This window comes from Ramlibacter sp. (assembly GCF_036383835.1).
Lineage (GTDB): Bacteria > Pseudomonadota > Gammaproteobacteria > Burkholderiales > Burkholderiaceae_C > Ramlibacter.
On the sequence record NZ_DASVNN010000113.1, the window covers coordinates 32,444 to 52,731 of the forward strand.

Consider the following 20,288-nt stretch of genomic DNA (forward strand, 5'->3'; position numbering starts at 1 on the left):
ATTATAGCGTCACTTTTTGCGTCTTCCTCGCGGCGATGCGATCGAGCACCCATCCGGCTGCACATTGGCCGAAAGTCGCGGTGACGCTGACCACCGATCCGTAGCCGTGGCAGTTGAGCGAGCCGTCGCCCTCGATCGCGCACGACGGGTCCGGCGGCGCCACCGCCTCGCGGCTGAACACGCAGGGAACGCCGATGCGCTTGCCTTCCCTGGGCGCGCCGTGGAACTTGCGCAGGCGGTAGCGCAGCTGCGCCAGCAGCGGGTCGTGCGTGGTGTGGGCGATGTCGTCCACGTCGACCTTGTGCGCCAGGCGCTTGCCGCCCGCCGCGCCGCAGGAGATGAACAGCACCTTGCGTTCGCGCGCCCACACGGCCATGGCCGTCTTCGCCTTCAGTGCGTCGCAGGCGTCGATCACCGCATCCACGCCCGGCGGCAGCAGCTGCGGCCAGTTCTCAGGCTCGACGAAGTCCTCCACCGGGTGGACGGCGCAGCGCGGATGGATCTGCGCGATGCGGTCGCGCATCGCCAGCACCTTGGCCTGGCCCACCGTGCTTTCCAGCGCGTGGATCTGGCGGTTGATGTTGGATTCGGCGACGTGGTCCAGGTCGACGAGCGTCAGCGCGCCGACGCCGCTGCGCGCCAGCGCCTCGGCCGCCCAGGAGCCGACGCCGCCGATGCCGACCACCGCGACATGCGCGCGGCGGATGGCGGCGGCGCCGTCCATGCCGTAGAGGCGCTCGAGGCCGCCGAAGCGGCGCTGCAGGTCCGCGGCCTCGTCGAGGTGGGTCATGCGCTCCCGGGGGGCGTCAGCGCAGGCGGGCGAGCCGCTCGCGCGCGGCGCTGGCGGCTTCCGACTGCGGATAGGCCTTCACGAGGTCGTCCAGCGTGCGGCGCGCGCTCGCGTTGTCCTTCAGTTCGATCTGGCAGTTGGCGATCGACAGCACGGCTTCCGGCGCGCGCGGATGGTCCGGCGCCTGCTGCAGCAGCGCGCGAAAGTTCGCGATGGCGCCGCGGTAGTCGCGGTTGGCGTACTGCGCGTTGCCCAGCCAGAACAGCGCCGTGGGCCGGTAGCCGCTGGACGGGTACTTGCGCACGAACTCGCCGAAGACCGTCTGCGCGGCGACGAAGTCGCCCTTGCGGAAGGCGGCGAGCGCGGCCTCGAAGTCGCGCTGCTCCTGCGGGTCGGCGGCGAACTCGCGGCCGTCGACCGTCACCTGCACCGGCTCGAACTTGCGCAGGCGCTCGTCGACGCCCTGCGCGATGTCGCGCTGGCGCCGCTGCACGTCGGCGAGGTCGCGGGTGATCTGTTCGTCCGTGCCGCGCAGCCGCGCCAGGTCCTGGCGCAGCGCCTCGAGCTGGCCCTGCAGCTCCAGCAGGCTGCGGCGCAGCGTGGCGTTCTCGTCGTTCGCGCGCTTCAGTTCCTCGGAGAGGCTTTGCCGCTGCTGCTCGACGCGCTGGCGCAGCTCGAGGATGGCGCGGCGCGCCTCGTCGTCCTCGAACAGCGCGGCCTGCGCCGCGGCGGTGAAGAGCATTCCGGCCAGCAGGGCCGATCCCAGCGCGGTACGTTTCATGGCTTTCATCGGTAGCTGATCTCGGCGCGGCGATTCTGCGACCAGGCGGTCTCGTCGCTGCCCGGCGCGGCGGGCTTTTCCTTGCCGAAGCTCACCGCCTCGATGCGCGCCTCGGGCACGCCCAGCACGCCCAGCGCGCGGCGCACGGCCTCGGAGCGGCGCTGGCCCAGCGCCAGGTTGTACTCGCGGCCGCCACGCTCGTCGGTGTGGCCTTCGATCACGATGTTGCGGCTGCCGTTGGCGCGCAGCCAGCGCGCGTGCGACTCGAGCAGCGACTGGAACTCCGGCTTGATCGAGTAGCTGTCGTAGTCGAAGTAGACGATCCGCGCCACGGTCGTCGGCGGGCCGGGCTGGTTGCGACCCGCTTCGTCCGCCCGCACTTCCGGCACGCCACGGCTGCTGGCGCCGTTGTTGGGGCCTCCGGTGCCGGGGCCGACGCTGGTGGCCGCACGGTCCTCGACCGGTACGTCGTCGAGCTTGACACCGCTGGCGCACCCCGCCAGCGCGGCCGCGACGGCCAGAGCCAGGAACACACGCTTCTTCATTCCAAAATCCTCCTGGGGATAGCTGCTTGCATTTGGGTTCAGCGCTGGAACGGGCCCCAGTCGGGCTCGCGGATGTCGCCGCCCCTGCCCGGCAGGCGCGTCTTGATCTTGCCGTCCAGCGTCGTGGTCATCAGCGCCTCGCTGCCGCCCTGGCGGGTGGCATACATGATGAGCTTGCCGTTGGGCGCGAAGCTTGGGCTCTCGTCCGCGGTCGTGTCGGTGACCGACTGCACGTTGCCGCTGGCGAGTTCCATCACCTGCAGCTTGAAGGCCCCACTGATGCGGGAAATGTAGGCCAGCCATCGTCCGTCGGGGCTGAGGGCCGGCGAAATGTTGTAAGACCCCGTAAAGGTGACGCGCTGCGCATCGCCGCCGCTGGCCCCCATGCGATAGATCTGCGGCTGGCCGCCGCGGTCGCTCACGAAGAAGATGCTGCGCCCGTCGGCCGAGTACAGCGGCTCGGTGTCGATGCCGCTGGACTGGGTCAGCCGGCGCGGCTCGCCGCCGGCGGACGAAATCGTGTACAGCTGCGAGCCGCCGTCGCGGGTGAGCGTGACGGCCAGCGTGCGGCCGTCGGGCGACCACGCCGGCGCGCTGTTGGAGCCGCGGAAGTTGGCGATCAGGCGGCGCTGGCCCGACGAGATCTCGTGCACGTACACCACCGGCTTGCGCGACTCGAAGGACACGTAGGCCAGCTGGCGGCCGGTGGCGGACCACGCCGGCGAGATGATCGGCTCGTTGCTCGCCAGCGCGGACTGCGCGTTCTCGCCGTCGGCGTCGGCCACCCACAGGTTGTAGCGCGGGCCGGCCTTGGTCACGTAGGCCATGCGCGTGGAAAACACGCCTTTGTCGCCGGTGAGCTTCTCGTAGATCATGTCGGCGATGCGGTGCGCCGCGAGCCGCAGGTCGGCGGCCTGCACCACGAAGCCGTCGGCGGCCAGGCTCTGGGTGCGCACCACGTCCCACAGCCGGAAGCGCACGTCGTAGCGGCCGTCGGCCAGGCGCGTGACGCTGCCCACCGCGAGCGAGTCGGCGCTCTTCTGGCGCCAGGGCGCGAGATCGGGGCGGCTGGTCTCGTCGAGGCCGGCGCCCGCGGCCGCATCGACCGGGCGGAACTGGCCGCTGCGTTCGAGGTCGGCGTTGATGATCGCGGCGATCTTCTGCGGTGCTTCGGCCTCGCCCCGGAAGGGCGCGACCGCGATCGGCAGCTGCGTCAGGCCGACGCCGGTGACTTCGACGCGGAACTGCGCGAGCGCGGGGCCCGCGGCCGCGGCGCCGAGGAAAGCCGCCAGCTCGCGCCGGCGCCAGAGTACACGATCATGCATGCTGCGGAGTCTCTCCTTGTTGTGGGGTGCCGCCTCGCGGCAGACGGCGCATGTTAAAGCCCCTGCCGTCTCGGAGCCCGGTCCATGAGCCAGAGTTTCAGGTACTTGTAATAAGTTCCTTCGGCGATCGACAGCGCCAGGACCAGGCCCAGCCGCCCGTCGCGCCAGCCGCTTCGCAGGATGTAGGTGCGGAAGAAAGCCCACAGGCCGCGGCCCATCGCGCCGGCCAGCGAGCTGCGCTGGCCTTTACCGAACATTGACTCGGCGGAGGCGCTGGAATAGCGATTGAGCTTCTCCAGCATGCTTTCGAGGTCGGGATAAGTGGTGTGCAGCAGGTCGCCGCGCAGGGTGCCGGTGGCGCCGCGCACCACGAGCCTTTCGTGCACGAGGTCGTCCGAGAAGCGGGCCGAGCCGCGGCGGAACAGCCGCACGACGCGGTCCGGGTACCAGCCCGAATGCGCCATGTACTGGCCGCAGAAGCTGGATCGGCGCGGCATCGACCAGGCGTCGGGCCCCTCGCCGCGGGCGATCGCCGCCAGGATCTGCTCGCGCAGTTCGGGAGTGACGCGCTCGTCGGCGTCCAGCGACAGCACCCAGGGCTGCGTCGCCTGGTCCAGCGCGCGGTTCTTCTGCGGGCCGAAGCCGGGCCAGTCCGGGGTGCGCACGACACGCGCCCCGGCGGCTTCCGCGAGTTCCACCGTGCGGTCGCGGCTGCCGCAATCGACGACGACGTGCTCGCCGGCGAAGCCGGCCGAAGCAAGGCAGTCCGCGATGTTGGCCTCCTCGTCGCGCGTGATCACGATGACACTGAGGCCGGCCGGGCCGGGCCCGCCGGCACTGGATAATCCGGGCATGGGCGGGGATTATGCTCGCCGGCCCGGGCAGGCCCTTCCGCGCCGCCGGAGGGCCGCGGCGGACGCTCCGCTGCGAGGCGCCAGAACAACAGGGAACCTTCGATGCCGGATTACGCGATCACTTTTGCCTGCTACAACCAGGTGGACTACACGCGCCAGTGCGTGGACAGCCTGGTGCGCCACGGCTACGACCTGGGCCGCGTGGTGGCGGTGGACAACGCCTCGCGCGACGACACGCGCGGCTACCTCGAATCGCTGCCGCTGGGTGGACGCATCTACAACCGCGACAACCTGGGCTGCGGCGTCGCCTGGAACCAGGGCGTGCTCGCCCTCCAGTCCGAATGGACCGTCGTGATGAACAACGACGTGGTGGTGTCGGCCGGCTGGCTCGAAAGCCTGATCGGGGCGGCCGGAAAACGCGGCCTGAAAGTGATCTCCCCCGCGCTGGTGGAAGGCGCGCTCGATTACGACTTCGAGGGTTTCTCCGTGGACGCCTCGTCGCGCATGCGGGACGTCGCCCGCGAGGGCGCCCGCCACGCCGTGTGCCTGTGCGTGCACCGCAGCGTCTGGGCCGACGTCGGCTACTTCCAGGCCATGCCCAGGCTCTGGGGCTTCGAGGACACCCTCTTCTTCCACGCGCTGGACCAGGCCGGCATCGAGACGGCGATCGTCGGCGACTCCTGGCTGCACCATTTCGGCTCCGTCACCGTCAGTGCGATGAAGCAGGAGCGAAAGCTGTCCGCCAAGGAGGGCCTGGGCGCGCGCGACAACTATCGCATGCTGGGCAAATCCACCCTGCGCCGCAAGTGGGATCGCTTCGCGCGCCGCCGCCAGGAACAGGCCTGGCGCGAGCAGGAACTCGCCGCGCACGGCATGACGCTGCACGGCGAGCGCCGCGACGGCGCCTTCAGCTGGCGCTGAGCGGCGTGTCCTCGCGGTGCGACTCGGCCAGCGCCGCGCCGCACAGCACCGCCGCCATCGCCGCGTAGAAGCTCGCCAGGTACTTCAGGTCCACCACTTCGGTGGACAGGCTGCTCACGAGGATCGTGAGGAAGAAGGCGAAGCCCATGGCCGCATTGCGCCGGTAGCCCTGCGCGAGCAGCCGGCGGCTGCAGGCCGCCAACGGCACCAGCAACAGGGCCGTCGTGGCCAGCAGGCCGCCGATTCCGGAACGCACGGCGTTGGTGACGATCTGGTTGTGGAACGCGGACCGGAAGGCCATCGCACTCGCTTCCGGGGATGCGTACCCGAACGCACCGGTGAAGCCGGCGGCGGCGCGGTGAATGTCGCCGATGCCGGCCCAGGGATGCTGCGCCACGAGGTCCGCGGCGATCCGCAGGAAGGTGATCCGCATGCCCACCGAGGTGTCCGGCGCCACGCCGTGCCAGGAGTAGCCGAGGAGCTCGTGCAGGCCCAGGCCGAGCCGCTGGTGCACCGTGGGCACGGCGAGGTAGGCAAGCACCGCGGCCAGTACCGCGAGCACCCAGCCCGCGATCGAGGCGGACCAGTGCCTGCGTCCCCAGACCAGGTGCAGCCAGACCGCCAGCACGATCGGCACGGCGGCCCAGCCCGAACGCGAGCCGGAGCGCACCGACAGGTAGATCCCGAGCAACACGCCGATGACGCGCAGGAACACCCCGGCATCGGGCCCGCGACGCCAGTCCTCCGGCGCCAGGGACATGAGGCACATCATCGAGAACGCCAGGGCCAGGTAGCCGAACACCAGCGGGTCGGCGAAGCTCGTCGTCATGCGTGCCGGCTGCCAGCGCGCGGGCTGGCCGCCGACGACGTGCCAGGCCAGCGTGATCAGCAGCGACAGCGGCAGGATCCAGGCGAGGTGCGTGGCGGCATCGACACGCCGGCGGGCGATCAGCAGCAGCAGGGGGATGCCGAGCAGCATCCGGGCCGGGGCGTCGAACTGTGCGGCATACGCGTCACCGCGCAACGAGGCCGCCGCCGCGACGGACAGCACCGGCAGCAGCAACGCCAGCACGCAGGCGGCGAGCCAGTGCCGCTCCCCCGGACGCCAGGGGGTTGGCGGCAGCCGCCCCCGCGCGAGCAGCAGGATCGCCAGCAGGCTGGCCACGAACAGCACGCCGCTGCTCCACCCGTTGAGGGTGACCACGAACAGGGGGGCGGCGCAGGCGAGCAGCGTGGCGAACGGCGCGAGGCGTTCAGCCCACCTTGGCATGCTGTCTCATCGGGAGTTCCGGGCGGCGCCGGGGTCGTGCGCGGAGGACGCTGGGCGAATCGCTGGATAATCCGGGCATGAATCCGGATTATGCCTGCAGCCCCCGCCGTGGCTGACCCCTCTCCCGGCGGCGCGGCGGCCGCAGCACCCGCCGCCTCCGGCCCTCCGCCCGCCACTCTCCTCGAGCGCATCCGCCGCATCTTCCCGTACATCGAGCACGTGCGCAGGATGTGGCTGGTGGTGCTTGCGGCCACCATCGTGGGCGCCGCCACGGAGCCCGCCATTCCGGCGCTGATGAAGCCGTTGCTGGACAAGGGCTTCAAGGCGGACTTCAACCCCTGGCTGGTGCCCGCCGCCCTCCTCCTGCTGTTCGGGATTCGCGGCACCGCGGGCTTCATCGCCGACATCGCGCTGGCCAAGATCGCCAACGAAGGCATGTACAGCCTGCGGCAGGCGCTGTTCGGGCGCCTGCTCGACGCGCGGATGGACCTGTTCACGCGCGAATCGGCCAGTTCGCTGTCCAACAGCATCGTGCACGAGGTGCAGAACGGCTTCAACATGCTGGTGAACGCCCTCACCGGCCTGGTGAAGGACAGCCTGGCGGTCGTCGCCCTGCTGCTCTACCTGATGTGGATCAACTGGCAGCTGACGTTGATCGTCCTGGTGATGGCACCCGCGGTGGCCTGGCTGATGCGCACGGCGTCGCGGCGGCTCTACCGGCTCGCCCGCAGCAGCCAGGAAGCCACCGTCGAACTCGCGTATGCGGTGGAAGAGAACGTGCTGGCCAACCGCATGGTGCGCCTGCACGCCGCGCAGGGCGCGCAGGCCGGCCGCTTCCGCGCGCTGAGCCTGTCGCTGCGGCGGCTCGCCATGAAATCGGCCGTGGCCTCCGCGCTGCTCACGCCGACGACGCACATGATGGCGGCGGCCGCGCTGTCGGTGGTGGTGTGCATCGCGCTGTGGCAAAGCGGCGGCGACATGACCGTGGGCTCGTTCGCGGCCTTCGTCGCGGCGATGCTGATGCTGATCGCGCCGGTGAAGCGCCTGTCCGAGCTCGCCAACCCCATCGCCCGCGCCCTGGCTTCGCTGGAGCGTTCCTACGACCTGGTGGAGAAGACGCAACCGGAAAGCGGCGGCAGCTACGCGCCGGCGGAGCGCGCGCGGGGCCACCTCGAACTGCGCAACCTGACGGTGACGTACCCGGGCGCGAGCCGCCCGGCACTGGACCACTTTTCGCTGGAAGTGCGGCCCGGCGAGATCCTCGCCCTGGTGGGTCCGTCCGGCTCGGGCAAGACCACGCTCGCGAACCTGCTGCCGCGCTTCGTGGAGCCCTCGGGCGGGCAGGTGCTGCTGGACGGCCATGCACTGTCCGAATGGGAACTGCAGGCGCTGCGACGGCAGTTCGCCATGGTGAGCCAGGAAGTCGTGATGTTCAACGACACGCTGGCGGGCAACGTGGCCCTGGGCAACGAACTCGATCGCGCGCGCGTGGAGCGGGCGCTGGAAGCGGCGCACCTCTCCTCGCTGGTGCAGCAGCTGCCGCAGGGCATCGACACCCCGATCGGCCACAACGCCGCCAAGCTGTCCGGTGGCCAGCGCCAGCGCCTGGCGATCGCGCGCGCCCTCTACAAGGACGCGCCGATCCTGGTCCTGGACGAAGCCACCTCCGCGCTGGACACCGAATCCGAGCGGCTGGTGCAGGAAGCGCTGAACACCCTGATGGCCGGACGCACCACGGTGATCATCGCGCACCGGCTGTCGACGATCGAACACGCGGACCGCGTGGCCGTCCTGGACCACGGCCGGCTGGTGGAAAGCGGCACCCACGCCGAGCTGATCGCGCTGGGCGGCATCTACACGCGCCTGCACGCGCTCCAGTTCGGGACGTCATGAACGCGTCGCCCCGGCGGGTCCTCGTGGTCACCTCGCGGCAGATCGGCGACGTCCTGCTGACGACGCCGCTGCTGCGCGCCGCCCGGGAACGCTGGCCGGCCGCCCGCATCGAGGTGCTGGGGATCGAACGCACGCTGGGCATGCTGAAGGGCAATCCGGACGCCGACGAACTGCAGGAAGTCCCGGCCCGCCTCGGCTGGCGCGGCGGCATCGCGCTCGCGCTGCGCCTGTGGCGCCGCTACGACCTCGCCCTGGTGACCGACGTCGGCGACCGCGCCCACATCCTCGGCTGGATCGCCGGCCGCGCCCGCAGCGGCATCGTGCCGGAGCAAAGCGGCAGCAACTGGTGGAAGAAGCGGAGCCTGGACCACGCCGTCGTGGCGGCGGGCGACCGCGGCGAGGTGCACTCGGTGGCCGAGAAGCACGCCCTGCTCGCGCCCTGGCTGCCCGCCGGCGCGGCGGTGCCGCCGGTGAGCGTCCCGCCGGCGCGGCCCTTGCCGGAGGACCTCGCCGCCCTGCTGCGTCCCGGTTTCGTACTGGTGCACGCGCCGTCCATGTGGGACTACAAGCAGTGGCCGATCGCGCATTACGACGCCGTGGTGCGCGCGCTGCTCGCCGAAGGACGCCAGGTCGTCCTCACCGGCAGCGGCAGCACCCGCGACCAGGAGTGCATCGCCCCGCTGCGGCGTCTTGGCGAGGCCCCGCAGCTGGTCGACACCTCGGGCCGGCTCGACTTCAACCAGCTGGTGCGCCTGTTCGCGGACGCCGCGCTGTACATCGGCCCGGACACGTCGGTGTCGCATCTCGCGGCGGCCGCCGGACTGCCGGTGATTGCGGTGTTCGGTCCCACGAACCCGCAGCGCTGGGCCCCCTGGCCGGCCAGCGCGCCGCAGCCCGTGCGCTTCGTGCGGCGCGCCGCGATCCAGCAGGTGGGCAACGTGACGCTGCTGCAGGGTCCGCAGGACTGCGTGCCTTGCGGACGCGCCGGCTGCGAAGACCATCGCGGCAGCCGCAGCGACTGCCTGCCCGCCATCACGCCGGACCGCGTGCTGCAGCAGGCGCGGCGCGTGCTCCCGCCGGTGACCCGCATCGAGGAAACCGCCTCGAATGCGTAAGCTGCACCAGTTCAGCGCCGGCGAGTGGCTGCGCCTCGTGCCCTTCGGGCAGGCGTTCCGGCAGGTCCGCAACCACCTGCTGCTGCGGCACTACCGGCACGTGCGGCCGCCGCAGCTCGCCGAATTCCTGGCCCGCCACCACCACCTCAAGGGCGGCCGCGTCGCGATCGTGATCGCCTTCCGCCAGCCCTGGTCGCTCGACTGGCAATTGCAGATGGCCGCGCGTTACCTGCCGGGCACCGAGCTGCTCGTCTTCGACAACTCCGGCGACGAAGGCATCCGGCGGGAGATCCAGCGGGTCTGCGACCACCACCAGGTCTCCTGTTTCGGGCTGCCGCCCTACCAGACCGCGCACGTGAACCGCTCGCACGGCATGGCGATGTCCTGGGTCTACCACAACGTGGTGCGTGCGCTGCGGCCGGATATCTTCGGCTTCCTCGACCACGACCTCATCCCGATGGAGCCCGTCGACGTGGACGAACGCCTGCGCGGCCAGCCGGTGTACGGCGTGCTGAACGCGGGCAACCTGGGCCACTGGTCGCTGTGGGCCGGCTACTGCTTCTACCGCTTCGCCTACACGGAAGGCAAGCCGCTGAACTTCCTGTACGACTTCTCGCGCCAGCTGGACACCGGCGGGCACAACTGGGACACCCTGTACAGCGTGCTGCCGCGCGCGGACCTGCGCTTCGCGCCGCAGCAGTTCCTGCGCATGCAGCCGCCGGCGGCGGCGGAATCGCGCCAGGTCGAAGTGATCGACGGCGCGTGGATCCACATGGGCGGGATCAGCTACAACGACAACTTCCAGAGGAAGCACGCCTTCTTCGCGTCGATGAAGAAGGCGATCGACGGCGGGGCGGGGTGGCGGGAGCTGGAGGTCTTCTGACTGCTGCCGGCGAATCCTTGTAGGGTGGGCAAGCGGAGCTTGCCCACCCTACGACGACCTGCCCCGATGGCAGACGACGACGTTCAAAGCAGCACGATGTCGTACTGCTCCTGGCTCATGCCGTTCTCGCTTTGCAGGGAGATCGGCTTGCCGATGAAATCGGACAGCCCCGCCAGGTGCGCGCTCTCCTCGTCGAGGAACAGCTCGATCACCTTCGGCGCGGCGATCACGCGGTATTCGCGCGGGTTGAACTGGCGGGCCTCGCGCAGGATCTCGCGCAGGATGTCGTAGGCCACGGTGCGCGGCGTGCGCACGGTGCCCTTGCCCTGGCACGAGGGGCAGGGCTCGCAGAGCAGGTGCGCCAGCGACTCGCGCGTGCGCTTGCGCGTCATCTCCACCAGCCCCAGCTGCGAGAAGCCGCCGGCCATCGTCTTGACGCGGTCGCGCGCCAGCTGCTTGCGGAACTCCGCCAGCACCGCCTCGCGGTGGTCCTCGCGCTGCATGTCGATGAAGTCGACGATGATGATGCCGCCCAGGTTGCGCAGGCGCAGCTGCCGGGCGATGGCCTGCGCCGCTTCCAGGTTGGTCTTGAAGATCGTGTCGTCGAAGTTGCGCGAGCCGACGTAGCCGCCGGTGTTCACGTCGATCGTCGTCAGCGCCTCGGTCTGGTCCACGATGAGGTAGCCGCCCGACTTCAGGTCCACCCGCCGCCCGAGGGCGCGCTCGATCTCCTCGTCGACGTTGTACAGGTCGAAGATCGGCCGCTCGCCCTTGTAGTGCTGCAGCCTGGCGGCCGCCTTGGGCATGAACTCGCGCCCGAACTCCGCCAGCACCGCGTACTGCTCCTGCGAATCGATGCGGATGGTCTGCGTCTCCTCGGTCACCAGGTCGCGCAGCACGCGCTGCAGCAGGCTCAGGTCCTGGTGCAGCAGCGCCGGCGGCGGCAGCCGCGTGGCGGCCTCGCGGATGCGCGCCCAGGTCTTGCGCAGGTACGCGATGTCCTCGGCCAGTTCCTCGTCGCTCGCGTCCTCGCCGTTGGTGCGCAGGATGAAGCCGCCCCCGGCGTCGCCGACGAGCTTGGTGAGCCGGCGACGCAGGGCGTCGCGCTGCTCGGAAGGGATCTTCTGCGACACGCCCAGGTGGTCGTCCTGCGGCAGGAACACCAGCAGCCGGCCCGCGATGCTGATCTGCGTGGACAGCCGCGCGCCCTTGGTGCCGATCGGGTCCTTGATCACCTGCACCATCAGCGCCTGGCCTTCGAAGACCTGCTTCTCGATCGGCACCTGGACCTGGCCGCTGCGGGCCATCGACGGCGGCTCGCCGTCCGGCTGCCTCTGCCATACGTCGGCCACGTGCAGGAAGGCGGCGCGTTCCAGCCCGATATCGATGAAGGCCGACTGCATGCCCGGAAGCACCCGCGCGACCTTGCCGAGGTAAATATTGCCCACCAGCCCACGCTCCAGCGTGCGCTCCACGTGCAATTCCTGCACGGCGCCGTTCTCCACGATGGCCACCCGCGTCTCCTGCGGGGACCAGTTCACCAGGATGTCCTGCTGCATCTGTCACGACAGGATACCTCAGCATCATCCTCCGCGAAGCGCCTGCTAGACTGCCCGTCCCGCATGCCGCCGTTGGCATGCCAACCCGCACCGATGCCGAGTTCCGCCGCCCCGACCCCCCTCGCGTTCCTGCAAGGCGGCGGTGCCATGGGAGAGCGCATCCGCGGCTTCGCGTGGGACGCGCATCCCATGGGCCCGCCGCAGCAGTGGCCGGACGCCCTGCGCATGGCGCTGAGCCTCTGCCTCAATTCGAGCTTCCCCACCGCGATCTACTGGGGGCCGGACATGCACGTGCTCTACAACGATGCCTGGTCGGTGATTCCCGCGGACAAGCATCCCTGGATCCTGGGCAAGCCGGCGCACGAGGGCTGGGCGGACATCTGGGACATCGTCGGTCCCCAGTTCCGCCAGGTGCTGTCCGGCGAGGGCCTGGCCCTCTACGAGCAGATGCTGCCCATGGCGCGCGGCGGCAAGACGCGCGAGACCTGGTGGAACTACAGCCTCACGCCGATCCGTGGCGCCGATAGCAGCGTCGGCGGCATCTTCAACCAGGGCAACGAGATCACCGAGGTCATCGTGGCGCGCCGCCAGCGCGAGGCCGAACTGGCGCGCTGGCGCGAGCTGTTCGCCCAGGCGCCGGTGCCCGTGGCCCTGTTGCGCGGGGCGAAGCATGTGTTCGAGTTCGCCAACCTGGCCTACCAGCGCCTCGTGGGCGGCCGGGACGTCAGCGGCCGTCCGGTGGCGGAGGCGCTGCCCGAAGTCGTGCAACAGGGCTTCCTCGAACTGCTGGACGGCGTCTACCGCTCCGGCGAGCCCTATGTGGGCGCCGGCGCGGTCGTGCAGTTGCAGCAGCGCGAGAACGCCGCGCCGGAGGAGCGCGTCCTGGACTTCATCTACCAGCCGATGCGCAATGCGCGCGGCGAGGTGGACGGCATCCTGGTGCTGGCGACCGACGTGACCGAGCGCGCGCGCGCCGAGTCCGCCCTGCGCCTGAGCAACTGGCAGCTGGGCGAGGAAAGGGCGCGGCTCGCCTCGCTGATGGAAGCCGAACAGCGCGCCCGGCTCGCCTTGCGCCGGCTCACCGAGACGCTGGAGATGCAGGTGAAGGACCGCACGCAGGAACTCACGCGGACGCTCCTCACGCAGCAGGCCGTGGCGGACCGCATGCGTGCGACCTTCGCCACCGACCTGATCTTCCAGGGCTTCCTGGACGTCGAGGGCATGCTGCTGGATTCCAATCCTGCCTCGCTCGCGGCGATCCGCTGCAGCCTGCCGCAGGTGGCGGGCAAGCCCTTCTGGGACACGCCCTGGTTCACCGCGACACCCGGCGCACCGGAGGAAGTCCGGCGGGCCGTCGAGAAGGCGCGGACCGGCCAGAAGGTGATGCTGCCGATGACGATCCAGCTGCCCGGCGGCGAGCGCCGTTTCCAGTTCTCGCTGCGCCCGGTGTTCAACGCACGGCGCGAGGTGATCGGCCTGGTGCCCGAGGCGGTGGAGCTCGATGGCGCCGCGCCGGAGCGCACCGTGCTGGCCGACGTCAGGCCTGCGTCTTCACGCCCGCCGACTGCAGCAGGCGCGCCGTCTCGAACAAGGGCAGGCCCATGATGCCGGTGTAGGAGCCGGCGATGCGCGCGATGTGCGCCGCCGCCCGCCCCTGCACCGCATAGGCGCCCGCCTTGCCCATGGGCTCGCCCGTCTCCACGTAATCGCGCACCTGCGCTGTCGTCATCGCCGCGAAGGTCACGCGCGAATCCGACAGGGCCGCCAGCCGCCGGCGCCCGGCCTGCACCGCCACCGCGGTGAGCACCCGGTGCGTGCTGCCGGCCAGCTCGCGCAGCATGCGCGCGGCGTCCTTCGCATCTTCCGGCTTGCCGTAGATCGTGCGGCCCAGGGCCACGGTGGTGTCGGAACACAGCACGGGCGCGGGTTCGAGGCCGCGCTGCTTCAGGCGCGCCACCGCCGCATCGAGCTTCAGGCCGGTCACGCGCTGCACGTAGGCGGCCGGCGCTTCGCCGCCCCGCACTTCCTCCAGCGATTCGCTGTCCTCGTGCGCCTCCGGCAGCAGCAGCTCGTAGCGCACGCCCAGTTGTTCCAGCAGCTGGCGGCGGCGCGGGCTTTGCGACGCCAGGTAGACGAAGTCACTCACGATGGTAGGGATGGCCGGTGTGGATGGACCAGGCGCGATAGAGCTGTTCGGCGAGCAGCACGCGCACCATGGCGTGCGGCAGCGTCAGGTCCGAGAGGCGGATGCGTTCGTGCGCCGCCTGGCGGAAGACGGGATCGAGGCCGTCGGGACCGCCGATCACCAAAGCCACCGTGTCGTTTTCCAGCTGCCAGTCCTTCAGCTTGCCGGCGAGCGCCACGGTGGTGAGCGAGGTGCCGCGTTCGTCGAGCGCCACCACCCGCGCGCCCTTGGGGATCGCCGCTTCGATGCGTTCGCGCTCGGCGGCGAGCAAGGTGGCCAGGGTCTTGGAGGCGCGCGGCTCGGTCTTCACCGCCTTGAGTTCGAGACGCATCTCGGGCGGGAAGCGCTTGGCGTAGTCGTCCCAGGCGGCCTGCGCCCAGTCGGGCACGCGCTGGCCGACCGCGACCACCAGCAGGCGCATCGCTCAGCCCCGGCTCGGCGACTTCTTCGCGGGCGCTTTCTTCGGCGCAGCCTTCTTCACCGGCGCCTTCAGGGCGGCCTTGCCGGCGGCGGTGCGGGCGGTGGACTTCGCGCCGGCACCGGCGGCCGGCTTCTTCGCGGGAGCGGCCTTCCTGGCGGGCGCCGCCTTCTTCGCCGCGGCCTTCTTCGCGGCAGCCTTCTTGGCCGCGCTCGCCTCGCGCTCCATGGTCTTCACGGCGGTGGTCCGGCGAAGCGACGTCGGCTCCCTGGCCGGCGCGTTGTTGATCGCCTTCTTCGCGGGAGCCTCCGGCTTGGGCGCGCCCAGGCGCAGGCGGATCGGCTTCTCGCCCCAGATCTCCTCCAGGTGGTAGTACTGGCGGATCGCCGGCTGCATGATGTGCGCGACCGCGGCGCCGCAGTCCACGATGATCCACTCGCCGTTGTCCTCGCCCTCGATGCGCGGCTTGGGGAAGCCCGCTTCGCGCACGGCATCGATCACGCTCGAGGCGAGCGCCCTGGTCTGGCGGTTGGACGTGCCCGAGGCGACGATGACCCGCTCGAACAAGGGAGACAGATGCTCCGTGTTGAAGACCTGGATGTCCTGGCCTTTCACGTCTTCGAGGCCATCGACGATGGCCCTCTGGAGTTTCTGCGTGTCCTTCTTGGCTGCGGCTTCAGTCGTCATCGGTGTTCTTGTAAAGATGATGGGATTCAATATAACGGGCAACGGCTGGCTCAACCAGTTCGGTAATGTCCTGCCCCTGTGTCAGTCGGCGACGGACCTCGGTCGCACTCTCGGGCATCTGCGGCAACTGCAGGGTCTCCAGGCGGACGCCCGGCAGGGCGCGCAGCGCGGCAACACCCTCGCCCGTGCCGCGTCCGGCCACGCCCAGCAGGGCCAGGCGCGCGATCTCCTGCCAGTCGCGCCAGCCCGTGAAGCCGGCGGCCTGGTCCTCGCCCATCAGCAGGACCAGCTGGGCCTGCGGATGTTCGGCGCGCAGTTCGCGCAGGGTGTCGATGCTATACGTAGCGCCGGTGCGCCTGAGTTCGCGGTCGTCGACCAGCACGGCGGGCACGTCCGCGAAGGCCAGGCGCGTCATCGCGAGTCGATGCTCCGCCGGCGTCAGGTCGCGGCTCTTGTGCCAGGCGCTGCCGGTCGGCAGCACGTGCAGGCGGTCCAGCCCGAGCTGGTCCACCGCCGCGCGCGCGAGCATGACATGGGCGCGGTGCGGCGGATCGAAGGCGCCGCCGAACATGCCCACGCGGGCCGGCCGCGCGTTCAGAGCCACTCCCTGCGCACCAGGAACCGCGACAACAGTTCCGCCTCGGGCGAACCCGGCTGCGGCTGGTGCTGGTAGGCCCAGGAGGCGTGCGGCGGCATCGACATCAGGATCGATTCGGTGCGGCCGCCCGACTGCAGGCCGAAGTGCGTGCCGCGGTCCCACACGAGGTTGAACTCGACGTAGCGGCCGCGGCGCAGCCATTGCCAGTCGCGCTCGCGCTGGGTGAAGGGCGTGCCCTTGCGCCGCTGCAGGATCGGCAGGTAGGCAGCGAGGAAACCGTCGCCCACCGACTGCAGCATCGCGAAGCTGCGGTCGAAGCCGTCCTCGAAGAAATCGTCGAAGAAGATGCCGCCGATGCCGCGCGGCTCGTTGCGGTGCTTCAGGAAGAAGTAGTCGTCGCACCAGGCCTTGAACTTCGGGTACTTGTCCGCGCCGAAGGGCTCCAGGCTGTCGCGGCACACCGCGTGGAAATGCGCCGCGTCTTCCTCGTAGCCGTAGTACGGCGTGAGGTCCATGCCGCCGCCGAACCAGTACACCGCCGGCGCATCCTCGGGCAGCGCCGCCAGCATGCGCACGTTCATGTGCACCGTCGGCGTGTACGGGTTGCGCGGGTGGAACACCAGCGACACGCCCATGGCTTCGAACGCAGCGCCGACCAGCTCGGGCCGGTGCTGCGTGGCCGACGGCGGCAGCCTGGGCCCGCGCACATGCGAGAAGCCGCAGCCGGCGCGTTCGAACACGCCGCCCTCCTCCAGGATCATCGTCACGCCCTCGCCCTGCAGCGGCTCGCCGGGCTCCTTCTTCCACGCGTCGGCGCGGAAAGGCTGCCCGTCGACTTCGGCGATGGCGTCCGTGATGCGCCGCTGCAGGCCCGTGAGCCAGCCGCGCACCTCGGGGATGCGGGATTCCACTTCAGCCTTTCACGGCGCGGAAACCGATGTCGCGGCGGTACTGCGCCCCATCGAAGGAGATGTGGCGCAGCACGTCGTAGGCGCGCTGCTGGGCCGCCTTGACCGTGTCGGCCAGTGCCGTGACGCACAGCACGCGGCCGCCGGAGGTGACCGTCTCGCCGTCGCGCGGGATCGTGCCGGCATGGAACACCACGGCGTCCTCGGTGTCCTTGGGCAGGCCGTGGATCGCGTCGCCCTTGCGCGGATCCATCGGATAGCCGCCCGCGGCCATCACCACGCCCAGCGCGGTGCGGCGGTCCCATTGCAGCTCCACCTGGTCCAGCGTGCCGGAGGTGGCGTGCATCATCACGTCGTACAGGTCCGACTTCAGCCGCATCATGATCGGCTGCGTCTCCGGGTCGCCCATGCGGCAGTTGAACTCCAGCGTCTTCGGCTGGCCCTTGGCGTCGATCATCAGGCCGGCGTACAGGAAGCCGGTGAAGGGGATGCCGTCCTTTTCCATGCCGCGGATCGTCGGCAGGATGATCTCGCGCATGGCGCGCGCATGCACAGCGGGCGTGACCACCGGCGCGGGCGAATAGGCGCCCATGCCGCCGGTGTTGGGACCCTGGTCGCCGTCCTGCAGGCGCTTGTGGTCCTGGCTGGTGGCCATGGCCGTCACGTTGCGGCCGTCGCACATCACGATGAAGCTGGCTTCCTCGCCCTGCAAGAACTCCTCGATCACCACGCGGGCGCCGCCGGCGTTGTGCGTCACGCCCAGCTTGTTGTCCAGGAGCATGAAGTCGATCGCCTCGTGCGCCTCCTGCGCCGTCATGGCGACCACCACGCCCTTGCCGGCGGCCAGGCCGTCGGCCTTCACCACGATGGGCGCACCCTTCTGGTCCACGTAGGCGTGGGCTTCGGCGGCGTCGGTGAAGGTGCCGTATTCCGCCGTCGGGATCTTGTGGCGCTCCATGAAGGCCTTGGCGAAGGCCTTGGAGCTTTCCAGCTGCGCCGCAGCCTGCGTGGGGCCGAAGATGCGCAGGCCGTGGGCGCGGAAATCGTCCACCACGCCGGCGGCCAGCGGCGCTTCCGGGCCGACCACGGTCAGCGCGATCTTCTCCTTCAGCGCCCAGTCGCGCAGCTGGCGCAGGTCGGTGATGGGCACGTTTTCCAGGCGCGGGTCGAGCGCGGTGCCGCCGTTGCCGGGCGCCACGTAGACCGCCTGCACCTTGCCCGACTGGGCAAGCTTCCAGGCGAGCGCATGTTCGCGGCCGCCGCCGCCGATGACGAGGACTTTCATTCGGCCTCGATTTCGGCGTTGTGGAACACGGCCTGCACGTCGTCGAGGTCTTCCAGCATGTCGACGATCTTCTGCATGCGCGCGGCGTCGTCGCCCGCGAGCGGGATCGTGTTCTCGGGACGCATCGTCACTTCGGCGATTTCCGGCTTGAGGCCGGCGGCTTCCAGCGCGTTCTTCACCGCCTCGAATTCGCCCGGCGCGGCCAGCACCTCGATGGCGCCGTCCTCGTCGGTGATGACGTCCTCGGCGCCCGCCTCGAGCGCCACTTCCATCACCTTGTCCTCGCTGGTGCCGGGCGCCAGGATCATCTGGCCGACGTGCCTGAACTGGAAGGCCACCGAACCTTCGGTGCCCATGTTGCCCCCGTACTTGCTGAAGACGTGGCGCACTTCGGCGACCGTGCGCACCTTGTTGTCCGTCATGGTGTCGACGATGATCGCCGCGCCGCCGATGCCGTAACCCTCGTAACGGATCTCCTCGTAGCTCACGCCCTCGAGGTTGCCGGTGGCCTTGTCGATGTTGCGCTTGATGGTGTCGGCGGGCATGTTGGCCGCCTTGGCCTTGTCCACCGCCAGCCGCAGCCGCGGGTTGGCCGAGAGGTCGCCGCCGCCCTGGCGGGCCGCGACCATGATTTCACGAATCACGCGCGTCCAGACCTTGCCCCGCTTTTCGTCCTGGCGCCCCTTGCGGTGCTGGATGTTCGCCCATTTGCTGTGTCCGGCCACGGAATCTTCCTTGCTCTTGTGCTGTACTCTACGTATTACCCCGTCATTCTACTTTTCGCACCATGGCCGACCCCATCCTGATCGCCAAGCACGACAAGACTGAAGCCCACGTCCTCCCCGGGCTGGCCAACCGGCACGGCCTGATCACGGGGGCCACCGGAACCGGCAAGACGGTGACGCTGCAGAAAATGGCCGAGGAATTCAGCAGGATTGGGGTGCCGGTCTTCATGGCCGACGTCAAGGGCGACCTTTCGGGCATCAGCCAGGCCGGGGCGATCCCCGAGAAGATGGCGGCCATCCTGAAGGAACGCGGCCTGGAGGCGCCGGAATCGGCCGCCTGTCCGGTGACCCTGTGGGACGTCTTCGGCGAACAAGGCCATCCGGTGCGCGCCACCGTCTCCGACATGGGCCCGCTGCTGCTTTCGCGCATGCTGGACCTGAACGAGACGCAGGCCGGCGTGCTGAACCTCGTGTTCAAGATCGCCGACGACAACGGCATGCTGGTGCTGGACCTGAAAGACCTGCGGGCCATGCTGCAGCACGTGGGCGACAACGCGGCGGAGTTCCGCACCCAGTACGGCAACATCAGCCCGGCGAGCGTGGGCGCCATCCAGCGCGGGCTGATGACGATCGAGTCGCAAGGCGGCGACAAGTTCTTCGGCGAGCCCATGCTCGACATCAACGACTTCATGCAGACCGTGGGCGGCAAGGGCGTGGTCAACGTGCTCGCCGCCGACAAGCTGCTGAACGCGCCGCGCCTGTACGCGACCTTCCTGCTGTGGATGCTGTCGGAGCTGTTCGAACAGCTGCCCGAGATCGGCGACCCGGAAAAGCCCAAGCTGGTCTTCTTCTTCGACGAGGCCCACCTGCTCTTCAACGAGGCGCCGAAGGTGCTGGTCGAGCGCATCGAACTGGTGGTGCGGCTGGTCCGTTCCAAGGGCGTCGGCGTCTATTTCGTGACGCAGAACCCGCTGGACATCCCGGACTCGGTGCTCGCCCAGCTGGGCAACCGCGTGCAGCACGCCTTGCGCGCGTTCACGCCCCGCGACCAGAAGGCCGTGAAGGCGACCGCCCAGACGATGCGGCAGAAGCCGGGCCTCGACATCGAGACGGCGATCACCGAGCTGGCCGTGGGCGAGGCGCTGGTGAGCTTCCTCGACTCGAAAGGCCGCCCCAGCATCACCGAGCGCCTGTACGTGCTGCCGCCCGGCAGCCAGATCGGCCCGATCACGCCGCAGCAGCGCCAGGCGCTCATGGCCGGCTCGCTGGTGGCCGGCGCCTACGAGAAGACGCAGGACCGCGAATCGGCCTACGAGAAGCTGAAGGTGCGCACCGAGGAGGCGCAGGCCACCGCGGCCGCCGGCAAGTCGGGGACGGCCGATGCCGACCGCGGCGTCATGGGCGGCTTGAGCGACGTGCTGTTCGGCTCCACCGGCCCGCGCGGCGGCCGCCGCGAAGGCCTGGCCGAAGCCATGGCCAAGTCCGCCATCCGGACCATGGGCAGCACCGTGGGGCGGGAGATCATGCGGGGGGTGTTGGGGAGCAT

At 70.1% G+C, this 20,288-nt stretch carries 20 protein-coding genes; 6 read left to right on the plus strand and 14 right to left on the minus strand.

Annotation, left to right across the window (positions count from 1 at the left end):
* Position 1: 1 nt before the first annotated feature.
* From VF522_RS17890 to VF522_RS17910, 5 genes are read right to left on the minus strand one after another with little or no spacing between them, the layout of a single operon-like run.
* The gene (locus tag VF522_RS17890) at positions 2-790 is read right to left on the minus strand and encodes a tRNA threonylcarbamoyladenosine dehydratase (RefSeq protein WP_330909656.1); all 789 of its coding nucleotides are present in this window, start codon (positions 788-790) and stop codon (positions 2-4) included.
* Between the two features lie 16 nt (positions 791-806).
* Positions 807-1,580, minus strand: a complete 774-nt coding sequence (ybgF, locus tag VF522_RS17895; protein ID WP_414709557.1) for a tol-pal system protein YbgF — start codon at positions 1,578-1,580, stop codon at positions 807-809.
* Complete coding sequence (pal, locus tag VF522_RS17900; protein ID WP_330909658.1) at positions 1,577-2,116, minus strand: peptidoglycan-associated lipoprotein Pal; 540 nt, start codon at positions 2,114-2,116, stop codon at positions 1,577-1,579. The genes ybgF and pal overlap by 4 nt, the downstream gene beginning before the upstream one ends.
* 38 nt (positions 2,117-2,154) lie before the next feature.
* On the minus strand, positions 2,155-3,441 hold the full coding sequence (gene tolB, locus VF522_RS17905; protein ID WP_330909659.1) for a Tol-Pal system beta propeller repeat protein TolB: 1,287 nt from the start codon (positions 3,439-3,441) through the stop codon (positions 2,155-2,157).
* A gap of 53 nt (positions 3,442-3,494) precedes the next feature.
* Positions 3,495-4,295: a glycosyltransferase family 2 protein gene (locus tag VF522_RS17910; protein WP_330909660.1), complete on the minus strand. Its 801-nt coding sequence runs from the start codon at positions 4,293-4,295 to the stop codon at positions 3,495-3,497.
* 102 nt (positions 4,296-4,397) lie between these two features.
* Here VF522_RS17910 and VF522_RS17915 point away from each other — a divergent pair, with 102 nt between their 5' ends.
* A complete protein-coding gene (locus VF522_RS17915) occupies positions 4,398-5,216 on the plus strand; it encodes a glycosyltransferase family 2 protein (RefSeq protein ID WP_330909661.1) in 819 nt (272 codons plus the stop codon).
* On the opposite strand, the gene VF522_RS17920 is transcribed toward VF522_RS17915, so the two are convergent.
* Positions 5,203-6,486, minus strand: coding sequence for an O-antigen ligase family protein (locus VF522_RS17920; protein WP_330909662.1), 1,284 nt, complete (start codon positions 6,484-6,486; stop codon positions 5,203-5,205). The two genes, VF522_RS17915 and VF522_RS17920, sit on opposite strands and share 14 nt — an antisense overlap.
* 90 nt (positions 6,487-6,576) lie before the next feature.
* Between VF522_RS17920 and msbA the strand changes: the two genes are divergently transcribed.
* The 3 genes from msbA to VF522_RS17935 are packed head-to-tail and all read left to right on the plus strand — an operon-like array spanning position 6,577 to position 10,377.
* A complete protein-coding gene (gene msbA / locus VF522_RS17925; RefSeq protein ID WP_330909663.1) occupies positions 6,577-8,379 on the plus strand; it encodes a lipid A export permease/ATP-binding protein MsbA in 1,803 nt (600 codons plus the stop codon).
* Positions 8,376-9,494 (plus strand): glycosyltransferase family 9 protein, encoded by a 1,119-nt coding sequence (locus VF522_RS17930; protein ID WP_330909664.1) that lies wholly within the window; start codon positions 8,376-8,378, stop codon positions 9,492-9,494. The genes msbA and VF522_RS17930 overlap by 4 nt, the downstream gene beginning before the upstream one ends.
* A complete protein-coding gene (locus tag VF522_RS17935) occupies positions 9,487-10,377 on the plus strand; it encodes a hypothetical protein (protein ID WP_330909665.1) in 891 nt (296 codons plus the stop codon). Before VF522_RS17930 ends, VF522_RS17935 begins: the two co-directional genes overlap by 8 nt.
* 83 nt (positions 10,378-10,460) lie before the next feature.
* On the opposite strand, the gene rng is transcribed toward VF522_RS17935, so the two are convergent.
* Complete coding sequence (gene rng / locus VF522_RS17940) at positions 10,461-11,936, minus strand: ribonuclease G (RefSeq protein WP_330909666.1); 1,476 nt, start codon at positions 11,934-11,936, stop codon at positions 10,461-10,463.
* Between the two features lie 147 nt (positions 11,937-12,083).
* Here rng and VF522_RS17945 point away from each other — a divergent pair, with 147 nt between their 5' ends.
* A complete protein-coding gene (locus VF522_RS17945) occupies positions 12,084-13,541 on the plus strand; it encodes a PAS domain-containing protein (RefSeq protein ID WP_330909667.1) in 1,458 nt (485 codons plus the stop codon).
* Here the strand turns inward: VF522_RS17945 and VF522_RS17950 are convergent.
* Genes VF522_RS17950 through VF522_RS17980 form a run of 7 tightly spaced genes read right to left on the minus strand, consistent with a single transcriptional unit; the run spans position 13,474 to position 18,742 of the window.
* Positions 13,474-14,082, minus strand: a complete 609-nt coding sequence (locus VF522_RS17950; RefSeq protein WP_330909668.1) for a Maf family protein — start codon at positions 14,080-14,082, stop codon at positions 13,474-13,476. The two genes, VF522_RS17945 and VF522_RS17950, sit on opposite strands and share 68 nt — an antisense overlap.
* Positions 14,075-14,542 (minus strand): 23S rRNA (pseudouridine(1915)-N(3))-methyltransferase RlmH, encoded by a 468-nt coding sequence (rlmH, locus tag VF522_RS17955; RefSeq protein ID WP_330909669.1) that lies wholly within the window; start codon positions 14,540-14,542, stop codon positions 14,075-14,077. Before rlmH ends, VF522_RS17950 begins: the two co-directional genes overlap by 8 nt.
* A gap of 3 nt (positions 14,543-14,545) precedes the next feature.
* The gene (gene rsfS / locus VF522_RS17960) at positions 14,546-15,226 is read right to left on the minus strand and encodes a ribosome silencing factor (protein ID WP_330909670.1); all 681 of its coding nucleotides are present in this window, start codon (positions 15,224-15,226) and stop codon (positions 14,546-14,548) included.
* Positions 15,216-15,830: a nicotinate-nucleotide adenylyltransferase gene (gene nadD / locus VF522_RS17965; RefSeq protein WP_330909671.1), complete on the minus strand. Its 615-nt coding sequence runs from the start codon at positions 15,828-15,830 to the stop codon at positions 15,216-15,218. Before nadD ends, rsfS begins: the two co-directional genes overlap by 11 nt.
* Positions 15,821-16,735 carry an oxygen-dependent coproporphyrinogen oxidase gene (gene hemF / locus VF522_RS17970; protein WP_330909672.1) on the minus strand — a complete coding sequence of 305 codons (915 nt, stop codon included), beginning with the start codon at positions 16,733-16,735 and terminating at the stop codon, positions 15,821-15,823. The genes nadD and hemF overlap by 10 nt, the downstream gene beginning before the upstream one ends.
* 1 nt (position 16,736) lies before the next feature.
* Positions 16,737-18,017 carry a phosphoribosylamine--glycine ligase gene (purD, locus tag VF522_RS17975; RefSeq protein WP_330909673.1) on the minus strand — a complete coding sequence of 427 codons (1,281 nt, stop codon included), beginning with the start codon at positions 18,015-18,017 and terminating at the stop codon, positions 16,737-16,739.
* Complete coding sequence (locus VF522_RS17980; protein ID WP_330909674.1) at positions 18,014-18,742, minus strand: YebC/PmpR family DNA-binding transcriptional regulator; 729 nt, start codon at positions 18,740-18,742, stop codon at positions 18,014-18,016. The genes purD and VF522_RS17980 overlap by 4 nt, the downstream gene beginning before the upstream one ends.
* Before the next feature lie 62 nt (positions 18,743-18,804).
* Between VF522_RS17980 and VF522_RS17985 the strand changes: the two genes are divergently transcribed.
* Positions 18,805-20,288, plus strand: a 1,484-nt coding sequence (locus VF522_RS17985) for a helicase HerA-like C-terminal domain-containing protein (protein WP_330909675.1), incomplete at its 3' end; no start/stop codon positions are given.